Source organism: Psychrobacter sp. (genome assembly GCF_030457785.1).
Taxonomy (GTDB): domain Bacteria; phylum Pseudomonadota; class Gammaproteobacteria; order Pseudomonadales; family Moraxellaceae; genus Psychrobacter.
The window spans coordinates 1-14,439 of sequence record NZ_JAKDUI010000042.1 but is presented as its reverse complement, the minus strand read 5'-3'; the positions used below and the strand labels follow the sequence as shown (position 1 = coordinate 14,439).

The following is a 14,439-nucleotide window of genomic DNA, read 5'->3' as shown; positions in this document are numbered from 1 at the left end:
CTCTCATATAACTCTGTAGTTGGAGCGTGGAAGAGCATACGAAGTCTTGAGAATCATAAGTATTAAAGCAATAAAGCGGCAGTATTCATACTGAAAGTCTGGCCTACTAACCTGACAGAGACAATGGAAACCTTGCCATACTTCATGGAGATTGGATGCTGATAATAGCAGATAATAACGTAGCATCTTCAGGGTAGGTCAGTTTGACGTTTTGGCGGCTGCCGCTCACGAGACGAATCGGCAGGTTTAAATATTCAAAAGCACTGGCTTCATCGGTAATCATAAGTTGGTGTTTTTCTACATGACACAATACTTTTTTCAACTGCCCCAATCGAAACACCTGCGGCGTTTGCGCTTGCCACAACCCGCTACGATCAATAGTACGATTAGTATAGAACGTCGGATCCTGGTTGCTCCCTGCTTCGTCGTCAAGCGACGAGCGCACCACAGACTCTTTCAACGTATCAGCCACAGGCGTCGCTAAAATCGCCCCGTAAGGCTCTAGCATCGCCGCCTCAACTACCTTGTCGATATCAGAGCTTGGGACGGCAGGACGCGCTGCATCATGGATCAGCACCAGATCTGAATCATCAGCACCTGCATCACTAACAGCATCCACGCCTGCTCTTACCGACTGCCAACGCTCAGCGCCACCAGTGGCAAAATAAATGGGCAGATCAAAATCGAGCGTTGCTGCCGTGCTATCCTCCGCTGCTATGACTAACAAGCATTTATCAATATAACGACTGGACGCAAGTCTTGCTGTGCTACGCTGTAATAGCGTCTGTCCTTGCAACAAGGTATATTGTTTGGCTATTGACGCACCGAAGCGGCTACCGCGACCAGCAGCAACGATCATCGCGTATATATGAGGTGTGGTATTCATAAAGAGATAGTACTCATGATTGGGACACATGACAGGATGGCTAGGGAGAAGTGAAAGCTAAGGAAGATGAAGATTTTTGAGCGGAAAGAATGTCTCTAATAAAGACAATGGAGGATAAAAAGACTGTAAAAAACTAATTACTACTATGCGTCGTCGGAGCTGTTGAAACCTGTACAAAAGTTTCATTTGGTTTAATCAACCCCAAATCCAAACGAGCATGTTCTTCTACTGCCTCTAGACCGTTTTTCAGGTCGTGAACGTCAGTACGTAATAGATTATTGGCAGAGACTTGATTATCATTCGAGCGTTGCTGCATTTCAATCTGCGCTGTCAATTTACTATGCTCAACCCGACCGTTTTCACCCAACCAGTACTGGTACTGCAGACCTAGGAGCACCGCAGCAGCTAAAGCGAGTAGTATAAATTGGCTAAAGTATTTCATAAAGTGATAACGCCAAACGGTTTAAATAATAAAATAAAGATCAGCTATGTATGCTGGGCGACTCATTGAAGTAGCAACTCAACGTATGAATAACGAAATATCGCCCAACATCGACAAATAGCTCAACCTTTATAATTTGGACTTCTTAGCCTCGTAGACCAATGAACTCTTCACGACCACGATAGCTTGCACGAACTTGTTGCTCAATACGTAGCAGCTGGTTGTATTTAGCAACGCGATCCGATCGGCATAACGAACCAGTCTTGATTTGACCAGCAGCAGTACCAACTGCCAAATCTGCAATCGTACTGTCTTCTGTTTCGCCTGAACGATGAGAGATAACAGTCGCATAACCGTTATTCTTCGCAAGATAAATCGCATCTAGAGTTTCTGACAAAGTGCCGATTTGGTTGAATTTGATCAAAATAGCATTGGCAATTTTTTTATCAATACCTTCTTGCAAGATAGTTGGATTGGTCACAAACAAATCATCACCGACCAACTGAACTTTATCGCCCAGCTGTTCTGTCAAGTACTTCCAACCGTCCCAATCTGACTCATCAAGACCATCTTCGATAGAGATGATAGGATACTGACGCGCTAACCCAACCAAATAGTCTGAGAAACCTTGGCTATCAAAAGCTTTATCGCCCTCACCTGCTAAGACATATTGACCATTTTTGTAGAACTCACTGGCAGCACAATCTAAAGCCAAATGAATATCTTCACCGGCTTTGTAACCCACTTTTTCAATCGCTTGCATGATGACCGTGATAGCCTCTTCGTTGCTACGCAAGTTCGGGGCAAAACCACCTTCATCGCCCACTGCCGTATTTAAGCCTTGTGACTTTAACACTGACTTCAAGCTATGGAAAATCTCAGTGCCCGCACGTAGCGCTTCAGAGAAGCTCGTGAAACCCACTGGCTCAATCATAAACTCTTGGATATCAACGGTATTATCTGCATGCTCGCCACCGTTTAGGATATTCATCATCGGTACAGGCATGGTCAATGAAGTTTGATTGCGTAGGTTAGCGATGTACTGATGTAATGGTAAGCTTTGTGATTTCGCAGCAGCTTTAGCCGTTGCAAGTGACACTGCTAGCATCGCGTTTGCGCCTAGGTTGTCTTTGTTTTCTGTGCCATCTAATGCAAGCATTGCATCATCGATAGCTTGCTGCTCTGTGACGTCTTTGTCCATCAGTGCACTACGGATCTGGCTATTGACGTTCGCCACAGCTTTCTTTACACCTTTGCCCATGTAGCGATCTTTGTCACCATCACGTAGCTCAAGCGCCTCACGTGATCCAGTAGAAGCGCCACTTGGGGCAGCAGCACGACCTAAAGTGCCATCCGCTAAGATGACATCAGCTTCAATCGTTGGGTTACCGCGTGAGTCTAAAATCTCACGAGCGCGAATGTCTTTAATTGCGGTGACGTTGGTGGTTTCTTCAGCGTACATAGTGTCTGTAAATTCCTTTGGTCATGCCAAGTTTAAGAGATAATAACGGCGACTAGAATACAAATAATTTAAAACAAAATAACATATAGCAGCTGTGCCTAAAACAACAATTATTATGTATCTGACTGGCTGTTTTAAAGCCGTCACGACTTGTGTGTTTTGACACAGAAATAGTTGGCTATAGTGTCTAGCATCATAGCATATTTTTTAGCAAAACTCCCTTCTCTTCCCTCAGTCTACCACCATAATCTCACACTCAGATTGCTACCTAAACAGATTACAATTCGATGCTAACAACTCAAGTTTGACGTCATAACATCGTATGAAACTATCGGATTTTATCGATTTGGCAAATGACTGGTTTCATCATGAGTAGCAGAAACGGCATTATCCAATACCACCTCCGTCTTGAATCCAGTCAATCGTAGTGCATTCATCAGTACTGAAATAGAACTGAGCGCCATGGCAGCAGCGGCAATCATAGGATTTAAAAAACCAAAAGCAGCGAGCGGGATACCAAGACAGTTATAAATAAAAGCAAAAAACAGGTTTTGCTTGATGTTACGTAGCGTTGCTTCCGCAACTTTTTGTGCAGCATCGATATGCATAAGCGACTCACCCATCAAACGTGCTGAAGCACTATGCTGAGCAACATCAGTTCCTTCAAACATCGCAAAACTGGCATCAGCAGTCGCCATCGCTGGTGCATCATTGACACCATCTCCTGCCATCGCAACTTTATGACCGGCTGTTTGCAGTTTGGCTATTTGGCTCGCTTTATCACGTGGGCTCATCTTGCCATATGCCTGCTTGATACCCAGCTGATCCGCCACATGATCGACGACTGACTGTTTGTCCCCACTCATCAAGACAATATTAACACCAGCATCTTGTAGCGCGGCAATCGCTTGCGGTGTATCAGCTTTTAGAACATCAGCCAAGGCAAAAGCCCCTAATGGCACATCATTCACACTGATCGCAACGGTACTAGCAATCCGCCATGCCTTTGGCATTATCTTCGGTAGCGTCAGATTAGAAAACTCGACTGTCCCTACTTTCACCAAACCTAGACCATCGATGTTTGCTTGAATACCAGCGCCTTTGACGACTTTGATATCATTGACATGCATCAATGACAGATTACGTGCTTTAGCAGTATTGATAAGCGCCGTCGCCAGTGGATGACTGGCATGTACCTCCACGCTCGCCGCTATCTGCAACACATCATCGACAGCTAGTGATTTATCAACCATGATGTGATCGACGATGGTAGGTCTGCCAACGGTAAGCGTACCTGTTTTATCGAGCACGACTGTGTCGATATCGCCTGCTGCTTCTAGGCTTTGAGCGTCTTTGAACCAGACGCCATGACGAGCAGCAACCCCCATACCTGCCATAATCGCAGCCGGCGTCGCCAAACCAAGCGCACAAGGACAAGCAATAACGAGTACCGAGACTGCATGCATCAAAGCGGTGTCCGTTGCCCCTGTTAGCCACCATGTCAGAGCAAATGTAACTAGGGCAATCGCTACGACCACTGGGACAAATACTGCCGTCACTTTATCAGCCAGACGTGCCAGATCAGCCTTTGAACCTTGTGCGTCGCTGAGCGCTTGAACCATATCACCAAGTTTGGTCTCACTGCCTTTGGCATTGACTCGGTAGAGTAAGCTGCCGTTTTCGACCAGTGCACCTGCTAGCAACGTGTCGCCCATGGCTTTTTTGAGTGGTACAGACTCACCTGTTAAGTGACTTTCCACACACCAGCCATCGCCATCGATGACCGTTCCATCCGTAGCGACACGACTGCCTTGCTTGGCACGCAAAATATCCCCGATCTCTACATCTTGCAGAGCGACCTGATGAAAATCACCATTCGGCTGCTGCTGCTCGACGTCGTTTGGCGTCAACGACAACAATAGGTCAATACTATTTAAGCTGTGCTTTTTGGTGCGCTCTTCTAAATACTTGCCCATACGGACAAAAGCGATGATCATCACACCTGCTTCAAAATACACCGCAGGACTATTGTCATGACCTGCAGCATGTCCGCCTTGCAACAAACTACTCAGCGTGCCATCACCATATGTCAGCCATAGATAGGTCGAATACGCCCAAATGGTGAGCGTACCAATGACCACCAATACATCCATATTGGCCAGACCGCCTTTGATAGAGGCCCAAGCACTTTTGTAAAATGGCAATGCCAGCCCAAATTGTACAAGCGTCGCAATGACAAACTGCACCCACACTGGTGGCATCCACGCCATACCAAAGCCTGTCAGCATCCCTGCCATACCCACCAAAAACGGCAGCAAACAGATCCAAAGCCCAATGAGTCGCCACGGGTATTCGGTCGCTGTATCTTCGTCCGTCTGTGCAAACAAACTATCACCTGCCTGCAAATGCGCCACAAAGCCCGTTTTACTCACCCATTCGGTCACTTGCTCAGGTGTCGTTTGCTCAGGATCATAATCCACGTTGGCGGTCTCACCCGCAAAGCTCACACTGACCTTGTGGATTGCTGGCTTTTTATTCAATACCTTCTCAACTCGCGTGGCACAAGCCTGACACGTCATACCATCAATGGCAAGCTGAAGGTGTGCACGTGATGGTGATGATGTCACCTTTGATTGGATATCAGTCTCTACATCATATGTATCGTGTTGATCGGTGGCGGTAGACTTTTTCATATACAAAAACTCATTATGGCGTCTGTTCTTTTTATGCGTGTAGACAAACCATCAAATATCAGTGGGTGGGCAAACTCACGAAGACAATCGAGGAAGATACGACAGTCAACAAAAAGTAGATAACAATTAGCAATTAGCAAAAAAACCAGCATGACAGCTGGTTTTTCAAATAAGCAATATGACTTACGAGCTAGCGACGGTAGCGTCAAATCCAGCGTCATCAATCGCTGAAGCGATGGCTTCTGCGCTTGTCATACTATCATCAAAAGTAACTGTTGCTTGATTGTCCGCGAGATCCACTGTCATGGTATCTAGGCCATCAATCTCACTAGTAGCAGCATAAACACTTGCCACACAGCCACCACAGGTCATGCCATCTATTTGAATAATACGTGTTTGATCCGCCATATTTGGCTCCTTATTTTTTGCTTAATATTATTCGCACTCACTATTGGTATCGTGGATTTACTAAAAGACCGATACTATACGACTGCGACGTGTTTTCTTAGTTTGCTTGGAAACAGTAAAGCAGCGAGAAAAACTCACTCCAAACGCTTTCGCCATTCTATTACTGAGTATCTAACGCTTCAAAACCTTTGACCAAATCATCAATTTGCTTAAGCTGACGTAAGAATGGCTCTAGTTGACTCATACGAAGTGCGCAAGGACCATCACATTTGGCGGTTTCTGGACTCGGATGTGCTTCTAAAAACAGTCCTGCCAATCCTGTCGCCATACCAGCACGTGCGAGCGTGGTGATTTGCTCACGACGTCCACCCGCACTATCGCTACGTGCACCTGGCTGCTGTAAGCTATGGGTCACATCAAAAAATACAGGGATATCCATCTGCTTCATCGTATCAAATCCCAACATATCGACGACCAGATTGTTATACCCAAAAGCACTACCGCGCTCACAGAGTATCAACTTGTCATTACCGCCTTCTAGGCACTTATTGACGATATGACGCATTTCGTGTGGTGCCAAAAACTGGGCTTTTTTGATATTGATGATCGCGTCGGTCTTCGCCATCGCATGCACCAAATCAGTTTGACGTGATAAAAACGCAGGCAGCTGAATAATATCAGCTACTTCAGCAACTGGTGCGGCTTGATGCGGCTCGTGGACATCGGTGATGATCGGCACTTGAAACTTCTCTTTAATTTGCCCCAACCAGTCGATACCCTGCTCGAGTCCGGGACCTCGGTACGAGTGCAAGCTAGAACGGTTGGCCTTATCAAAACTGGCCTTAAACACATAATCAATGCCCAAGCGCTGGCATATCTCGATATATTGCTCAGCGATTTCGAATGCCAACTCTTTCGACTCCAAGACATTCATACCACCGAATAGGACAAATGGTTGGTCATTACCAATTGTGATGGTGTTTTGATTGGGAGTCGTCAGCTGAATTTGTGATTGTGCTGTTGATAGATTTTCCATGAAGCCTTTATCTCCGTTTTTGTTATCATTATCTCTCTTCCACATTGTAACCGATAGCCCAATTAAAGAAAGTGTCCTAGCGTAATTAAGATTTGCTAGGGCCTGTCTTCAATTCAATCGATAGTTATCTAAATGGGTTAAAAAATGGCTAAATGTTACCAAACGGCGTCAAATAGCTAATTAATATCACAATATTAAACGCAAAAAAGACCAATCCGAAGATCAGTCTTTTTGGCTCACAAGCGATGATATGCTCATGACTATCAAAAATTATGTGATATTTATTCTCATCACACGCGATTACTTGGCGCCACTGTGGTTCTTTGCTGCTTTGACAAAGCTATTGAACAATGGATGGCCACCACGAGGTGAGCTGGTAAATTCAGGATGGAACTGAACCGCGACAAACCATGGATGATCAGCGATCTCCACCGACTCTACCAAGTGCTGCTTGGCAGAATAGCCTGATATTTTCATGCCTGCTTGCTCCAGTGGCTCGATATATCGGTTGTTCATCTCATAGCGATGGCGGTGACGCTCGATGATACTGTTTGCACCGTAGATTTGGCTCAGCTTGCTACCAGAGACCAGCTCTGCTTTTTGTGACCCTAGGCGCATCGTACCCCCAAGATCTGAATCATCGCTACGAATTTGTAGCTCACCACGCTCATCCAACCACTCAGTGATAAGACCAATGATAGGCTCTGCTGTCTTGCGGTCAAACTCCGAAGAGTTGGCGTGGATATTCAGTACATTACGTGCATACTCGATCACTGCCAACTGCATACCGAGGCAAATGCCCAGATACGGTACGTTGTTTTCACGAGCATAAGTGATGGCCTTCATCTTGCCAGTCGTGCCACGCTCACCAAAACCGCCCGGCACCAAGATAGCATTTGCATCACTGAGCCGCGCCAATAGGCTGTCATCGCCTTCTAGACATTCAGCATCGATATAATCAATCTTGACGTCTGATTTGTGCATGATACCCGCATGAAGCAAGGCTTCGTTGATAGACTTATAAGCATCAGGCAGCTCGACGTATTTACCGACCATAGCGACGGTCACTGTGGTTTCGGGGTTTAGCTGTGCTTCTACGACGTTGTCCCAATCGCTCAAGTCGGCTTCGGGCACATCGATACCGAAACGCTCACAAATCAAGTCATCTAGATCTTGCTCGTGCAGCGTACGCGGGATTTGATAAATACTTTGGGCATCTTCGCACATGATGACTGCGCGCTCTTCTACGTTGGTAAATAGCGCAATCTTTCGGCGGCTGTCTGGTGAGATGTGATGCTCAGAACGGCAAATCAATATATCAGGCTGCAGACCGATAGAGCGCAACTCTTTCACAGAGTGCTGCGTCGGTTTGGTTTTGGTTTCGCCTGCACTGGCGATATACGGCACCAATGTCAAATGCATCAGCATGGCACGGTTGCGACCGAGCTCTACCTGCATCTGACGTACCGCTTCCATAAATGGCAGTGACTCGATATCACCGACCGTACCACCGATCTCGATGATGGCGATATCGTAGCCTTCACCACTCGCCAAAATCTTGCTCTTAATCTCATCAGTAATATGCGGGATAACCTGTACCGTACCGCCCAGATACTCACCGCGGCGCTCTTTATTCAGTACATTCTGATAGATACGACCACTGGTGAAGTTGTTGCTCTTACTCATCTTCGAGTGGCGCAAAAAGCGCTCGTAATAGCCCAAATCTAAATCTGTCTCTGCACCATCTTCGGTGACGAATACTTCACCGTGCTGGAATGGGCTCATCGTACCTGGATCGACGTTGATATACGGATCCATCTTGGTCATGGTGACGGTCACGCCACGGGCTTCTAGGATCGCTGCAAGTGAGGCTGCAGTGATACCTTTCCCTAGTGAGGACACTACCCCACCGGTCACAAATATAAACTTGGTCATAGTACTCTGTCGGTCATTGGTAAAGAAGAATTTTACTAAAAATACGCCATAAAATATAGGGCAAAAATGCAAACTGTCAGAATCTAATGAAAACTCACGTCATTTGACTGAGCTTTTACTGTCAGTCTCTACTGTCTGCGCCATGCTTGCCAATTGAGGACATGCCCTAGTGCCTCGGATAAATTCATACAAAAAAACCCACCCCGAAGGGTGAGCTTTTTAAGTATAGAGTCAGGCTCTACGAGTTGGTTTAGAAGTTGTATTCTAGACCAGCGCCAATGCCTACACCATCATACTCTACGTCATCAGCTTCTTCTGTGTGCAGGTAAGCACCGTATAGATGACCAGTGGTTGCTGCGTTGAACGCATACTTACCGCCAACTACTGTACGGAAAGCATCTGCATCTTCAACACCATCAACATTCATTGAAACATCACCCTGTGCATAGGCAGTCCAAGGAGTTGCTGTCGCCATCTCACCACTGATAGTCACTAGGTTTTCGTTGTCATCAGTATTCCAATCAGTGTTTTGATATAGAGCGCCAAGAGTCAATACTGGGCTAACCGCGTAGTTACCACTTACACGAGCTGAACTCTTATAGTCATCTGTAGTATCTCCAGACTTCTGAATATAGCTGATACCAGCATTCATAGGACCTGTGCTATATGTAGCCGCAACACCAGCTACGTTCTCTTCGTTACCAGCCTCTGCTTCATCTAGACCGTACATAGCCATCAACTGCATGCCGTTGTTGTTTGGCGAGAAGTAAGCCAAAGCATTGTCGATACGAGGGGCATCAGCACCAGTCAATACTGCATCGCCACCTAGTACGCCACCAGCAGTTACGTTTGCAAAGTTTACGTAGTCATCGACAGCAGTCAAACGACCAGCAAGCATCGTACCATACTGGTCATTGGCTAGACCAAGGTAAGTATCACGAGCATAGAACTGATCACCACTTGCATCATCATCAACATCGACACCATACTCAAGTTGATATACAACGTCAGTGGCAGCAGTCAAAGCTTCAGAACCTTTGAAACCAACGCGCGATGAAGCAGAGTTTAGCTTAGTACGCTCGTCTAAATCAGTTTCAACGCCATTGTTATCGACGTCAGCTTCAATAACGTCAAGCGTTAAAAATGCTTTACCATAAACTGTTGGCGCGGCGTTGGCTGCAGAAACAGATAGGGCAGCAACTGCTGTAGCTAAAAGTAGTTTTTTCATTGGGTATCTCCACTTTACAATTTTTAGTAATAAGCGAGCTATTATTAGCTGGTGCTCATAATGGTATCGTCACAAATCCTCAAAGAAATAATGTGTAACTGGCTACCGAGATTAGTCAGAAACAAGTGTGGCGAAGTTTTATTACAGTAAGATGAAAAAGCCATGATCGACATAACCAATAGAAAAGTCGTAATCGCTATGTAACCGCTGGTGTTTTTCGCTCTGTTGCGTAACATCCGTTACCAAACTCATACTTCGGATACAAGCATAACAACTTTGACATAATTTGCAACATGTTTTTTTTGCTATATAAATGCAGTATTTAGCGAAGCTTATACCCACTATGCTATTCAGGCGTTTACAAAGTCGTTTTGTTTTTTTCCCTAAACGCTTATTTGACCTTGATGACAGTGTTTGACAATATTTGACAACGCTAGCTACTGATCGACCGGGTTAGGGCGTGTTGTAGCGATATTATTTTTCACCGACTATATTTATCAAACACATCACTGGATGAATAAAGCTCAAGCGGAAAAATCGACAAAAAAAAGCGCTACCTATCTATAGATAAGTAGCGCCATTGATACAATCTGTTAGTACAGACTATCAATACGTCCTACAGCTATCGAAACGATAGCGTTGTGTGCTGATCTAGACGTTTGCTTTGAGGTCTAGACGCGCTTGATGCAATAGTGGCTCAGTGTAACCACTAGGCTGCTCACGGCCTTTAAACACCAAATCACAAGCTGCTTTGAACGCATAAGAGTTGTCAAAGTCGGCTGCCATTGGCTGATAGCTGCTGTCGTCTGCGTTTTGCTCATCGACGACTTTTGCCATACGCTTCATGGTGTCTAGCACTTGCTGCTCGCTGACCACGCCATGATGCAACCAGTTGGCGATATGCTGACTAGAGATGCGCAGCGTGGCGCGGTCTTCCATCAGACCGACATCGTTGATGTCCGGTACTTTTGAACAGCCAACGCCATGGTTTACCCAACGTACGACATAACCCAAGATGCCCTGTGCGTTGTTTTCCAGCTCTTGCTGCTTTTCTTCCTCTGTCCAGTTCGTATCGGTGGCCAGTGGAATGGTCAAGATACTATCTAAGCTCGCACGCTCACGGGATTTCAGACTGTCTTGTACTTCAGCGACATTGACTTGATGGTAGTGCATGCTGTGCAAAGTAGCGCCCGTTGGAGAAGGTACCCAAGCGGTACTAGCACCTGACTTCGGATGCGCTGCTTTGGTGTCCATCATCTCTTTCATCTCGTCAGGCTTCGCCCACATGCCTTTACCAATCTGGGCAATGCCTTGTAGACCAGTCTCTAGACCGATATCGACGTTCCACTGCTCGTAGGCAGGCTGCCATGCTTGTGCTTTCATCTCGCCTTTCGGTACGAATGGACCGGCATTCATACTGGTGTGCATCTCATCACCAGTGCGATCCAAGAAACCTGTGTTAATAAAGATAACACGCTCTTTCGCTTGGCGAATGGCTTCTTTTAGGTTGACAGTCATGCGACGCTCTTCGTCCATGATGCCGATTTTCAGCGTGTTGCGCGCGAGACCGAGTAAATCTTCTACTGAGTTGAATAGGTCGTTGGCCATTTCGACTTCTTGCGGACCGTGCATTTTTGGCTTCACGATATACATAGAGCCTTGGCGTGAGTTAGATAGTGCACTCTTGCCTTTGATGTCATTCAGCGACAACAAAGGCGTAATTAAGCCATCCATCAAGCCTTCAAAGATCTGCTCTGGACCGTTACCCAAGTCGACCAAAATGGCAGGGTTTTGCATCAAGTGACCGACATTACGGATGAGCAATAGCGAGCGACCTGGTAAGATTAAGGTACCACCGTCTGGCGTGGTGTATTCGCGGTCTGGGTTTTGCTTACGAGTACGCGTCTTGCCGCCTTTTTCGAAGGTCTCTTGCAAGTCGCCATTCATCAAACCTAACCAGTTACGGTACACTTCTACTTTTTCTTCTGCATCGACTGCAGCGATTGAATCTTCGCAATCTTGAATCGCAGTAATCGCTGACTCAAGCAGTACGTCTTTGATATGTGCTGGATCGTCTTTGCCTACTGGGTGGCTGCCATCTATCTGAATTTCTGCATGCAGGTTGTTGTTCTTTAACAAGATACCTGTTGGGCTGGCTGCTTCACCGACGAAACCGACGAATTTCTCTGCGTCTTTTAGCGCTGTGCTGCTATCACCTTGGATTACCTCAAGCTTACCATCAGCTACTTTAAATCCTGTCGCATCGCTGTATGAACCAGACGCTAGCGCAAAGTGCTCATCCAAAAATTCTTTGGCGTAGGCAACGACGGCAGCGCCACGAGTCGGGTTATATCCGCCTGTCGCTTCTTGACCGTTTTCATCACTGATGACATCGGTACCATATAGCGCATCATACAAGCTACCCCAACGGGCGTTGGTCGCGTTCAGTGCATAGCGAGCATTGCGTACCGGTACAACCAGCTGCGGACCTGCAATGTGGGCGATCTCATCATCGACGTTTTCAGTGCTTACTGTGAAGTCATCGCCTTCTGGTAACAGATAGCCAATCTCTTGCAAAAACGCTTTATAAGCTGGGTAATCGATTTCACCGTTTTTGGTAGGATTGTCCAGATGCCACTGATCGATCTGCTCTTGAATTTTGTCACGCGTTTCTAGTAGTGCTTTGTTGCGTGGAGTGAACTCTTTGATGACTTTTTCAAACCCTGACCAATAACTGTCTGAATCCACACCAACTTTTGGTAGTACTTCATTTTCAATAAAATTGTATAGTTGCTGATCAATGGCAAGAATACCTTTTTGAATCCGATTGGCGTTAGAAGGCTGGCTCATGCTGTTATCCTTATCTGTTCATGAATTAGTGTTTGTGTTGGGGTGTTACAATAACGATTTTTAAGTACTTCCTGTTAGCGCACGTGCCTCAAGCGTACCGAGAGACATGGCAAGCGTTATATCGTGCAATATCAGTTTTACGATATCAGTTCTATAATGTCAGGTTTTCCGACTGTGTATTAGCCCATCCATAGATTTTATTGTGCTAGATAGTCAATTGATATAAAGCCTACTGACCATTAATATGGTTTGTTTTAGGTCATATAAATTGATAGTTGCTGATGCGTAGAATGACAAAGTGCCTTAAAAGCAAAATATTATCCTACTATCAAACAAGGAAATAAACAAGGAAATACCATACACCAACTAAATACCGAGGTTGTATAATAATGATACCCTATATGGCATCGGCTATAGCCAATAAAATGGCTGCTGAAAAACCTCACAAATACTATAGCAAAAAAACAATAAATGAAGATGAATAAAGAGATGGTGAACCAAAAAACGATGTATCAAAAAACGACGAGTAAAGACAGTATGAAAGAAACACACATAACAGAAAGTCAGCCAGCAGAAGACAGCGTCGATATCGCAAAGCTGCGTCCCTCTACCAAGGTAGATCTATCGGCTGTTTACGATTTCTTAGGGACACGAACGTCGCCATCCTGGGTAGCGGCTGCTATTGATAATTTGCCACTACTCATTCAAGACCATGCCAACTGTGAAAAGAAAGCCGCTGGTACTGCGATGAACTTGATATTCCGCTATGAGTTTTCTTATGACTTACAGCGCAAGTTAGCACAATTGATTCGTGAAGAGATGCTGCACTATGAGCAAGTGCTTAGCATCATGCACGAGCGAGAGCAAGAGTGGCAGTACTTGGGGGCAGGACGCTATGCCAAAGGCATGTTAAAACACAAGCGTACATATGAGCCCGCCGCGATGGTAGATGTGCTCATCATTGGCGCGTTTATCGAAGCGCGCTCTTGCGAGCGATTTGCGGCACTTTCTGAAGCCATCGACGATGAACGTCTAGCAAAATATTATCGCTATTTGCTAAAGTCAGAGAGCCGTCATTTTGAGGATTATTTGGCTTTGGCTCAGTCGCTATCTGAAGATAATATCGATGAGCGAGTGGCTTTCTTTAAGGAAGTAGAGTCAGAGTTGATATCTCGCCCAGATACCGAATTGCGCTTTCACAGTGGTACGCCTGCTTAGTGGCTGTACGAGATATTGATTGAGCGTTGACCGAGCATCCTTCGAACGCTGACCGACAGTGGCAACTACTTTGGATTGAAAGAAAAATAGAGCCAGTCGAGAAAGGAGCCAAGCAAAAAGGGAGCCGTTAATCAAGACAGTTGGTCTCGTTAACGGCTCCCTTCTTTGTTGCAAGTAAAATCTTGCCCACCCTAATAGCTACTTACCATTATAGCTATTTACTATTATAACCCCAGTTCGGGATAAGCCACATTGTAACTCATTGATACTATTTACAATGT

At 45.7% G+C, this 14,439-nt stretch carries 10 protein-coding genes; 1 reads left to right on the top strand and 9 read right to left on the bottom strand.

Going from position 1 to position 14,439, the window contains the following annotated elements; all coding sequences use genetic code 11:
- Nucleotides 1-142 precede the first annotated feature (142 nt).
- The 9 genes from ispD to L0J61_RS03655 form a co-directional block, all read right to left on the bottom strand.
- Entirely contained in the window at nt 143-886 is a 744-nt protein-coding gene (gene ispD / locus L0J61_RS03695) for a 2-C-methyl-D-erythritol 4-phosphate cytidylyltransferase (RefSeq protein ID WP_301464968.1), read from the bottom strand.
- Nucleotides 887-1,019: 133 nt separating this feature from the next.
- A complete protein-coding gene (locus L0J61_RS03690) occupies nt 1,020-1,328 on the bottom strand; it encodes a septum formation initiator family protein (protein WP_301464967.1) in 309 nt (102 codons plus the stop codon).
- A 145-nt stretch (nt 1,329-1,473) separates the two neighbouring features.
- Nucleotides 1,474-2,790, bottom strand: a complete 1,317-nt coding sequence (gene eno / locus L0J61_RS03685) for a phosphopyruvate hydratase (RefSeq protein ID WP_301464966.1) — start codon at nt 2,788-2,790, stop codon at nt 1,474-1,476.
- Between the two features lie 338 nt (nt 2,791-3,128).
- Nucleotides 3,129-5,483: a cation-translocating P-type ATPase gene (locus L0J61_RS03680; protein ID WP_301464965.1), complete on the bottom strand. Its 2,355-nt coding sequence runs from the start codon at nt 5,481-5,483 to the stop codon at nt 3,129-3,131.
- A gap of 183 nt (nt 5,484-5,666) precedes the next feature.
- The gene (locus tag L0J61_RS03675; protein ID WP_301464964.1) at nt 5,667-5,891 is read right to left on the bottom strand and encodes a heavy-metal-associated domain-containing protein; all 225 of its coding nucleotides are present in this window, start codon (nt 5,889-5,891) and stop codon (nt 5,667-5,669) included.
- A gap of 160 nt (nt 5,892-6,051) precedes the next feature.
- Nucleotides 6,052-6,927 (bottom strand): 3-deoxy-8-phosphooctulonate synthase, encoded by an 876-nt coding sequence (gene kdsA, locus L0J61_RS03670; protein WP_301464963.1) that lies wholly within the window; start codon nt 6,925-6,927, stop codon nt 6,052-6,054.
- 300 nt (nt 6,928-7,227) lie between these two features.
- Nucleotides 7,228-8,862, bottom strand: a complete 1,635-nt coding sequence (locus L0J61_RS03665; RefSeq protein ID WP_301464962.1) for a CTP synthase — start codon at nt 8,860-8,862, stop codon at nt 7,228-7,230.
- 250 nt (nt 8,863-9,112) lie between these two features.
- Complete coding sequence (locus tag L0J61_RS03660; protein WP_301464961.1) at nt 9,113-10,090, bottom strand: porin; 978 nt, start codon at nt 10,088-10,090, stop codon at nt 9,113-9,115.
- A 651-nt stretch (nt 10,091-10,741) separates the two neighbouring features.
- Nucleotides 10,742-12,940, bottom strand: a complete 2,199-nt coding sequence (locus tag L0J61_RS03655) for a malate synthase G (RefSeq protein ID WP_301464960.1) — start codon at nt 12,938-12,940, stop codon at nt 10,742-10,744.
- A gap of 489 nt (nt 12,941-13,429) precedes the next feature.
- Between L0J61_RS03655 and L0J61_RS03650 the strand changes: the two genes are divergently transcribed.
- Nucleotides 13,430-14,158, top strand: a complete 729-nt coding sequence (locus tag L0J61_RS03650; RefSeq protein ID WP_301464959.1) for a tRNA-(ms[2]io[6]A)-hydroxylase — start codon at nt 13,430-13,432, stop codon at nt 14,156-14,158.
- The last annotated feature ends 281 nt before the right edge of the window (nt 14,159-14,439 follow it).

Coding starts and splice junctions, on each gene's coding strand:
- ispD (WP_301464968.1), bottom strand. CDS start 886: ATGAATACCACACCTCATATATACGCGATGATCGTTGCTGCTGGTCGC.
- L0J61_RS03690 (WP_301464967.1), bottom strand. CDS start 1,328: ATGAAATACTTTAGCCAATTTATACTACTCGCTTTAGCTGCTGCGGTG.
- eno (WP_301464966.1), bottom strand. CDS start 2,790: ATGTACGCTGAAGAAACCACCAACGTCACCGCAATTAAAGACATTCGC.
- L0J61_RS03680 (WP_301464965.1), bottom strand. CDS start 5,483: ATGAAAAAGTCTACCGCCACCGATCAACACGATACATATGATGTAGAG.
- L0J61_RS03675 (WP_301464964.1), bottom strand. CDS start 5,891: ATGGCGGATCAAACACGTATTATTCAAATAGATGGCATGACCTGTGGT.
- kdsA (WP_301464963.1), bottom strand. CDS start 6,927: ATGGAAAATCTATCAACAGCACAATCACAAATTCAGCTGACGACTCCC.
- L0J61_RS03665 (WP_301464962.1), bottom strand. CDS start 8,862: ATGACCAAGTTTATATTTGTGACCGGTGGGGTAGTGTCCTCACTAGGG.
- L0J61_RS03660 (WP_301464961.1), bottom strand. CDS start 10,090: ATGAAAAAACTACTTTTAGCTACAGCAGTTGCTGCCCTATCTGTTTCT.
- L0J61_RS03655 (WP_301464960.1), bottom strand. CDS start 12,940: ATGAGCCAGCCTTCTAACGCCAATCGGATTCAAAAAGGTATTCTTGCC.
- L0J61_RS03650 (WP_301464959.1), top strand. CDS start 13,430: ATGGTGAACCAAAAAACGATGTATCAAAAAACGACGAGTAAAGACAGT.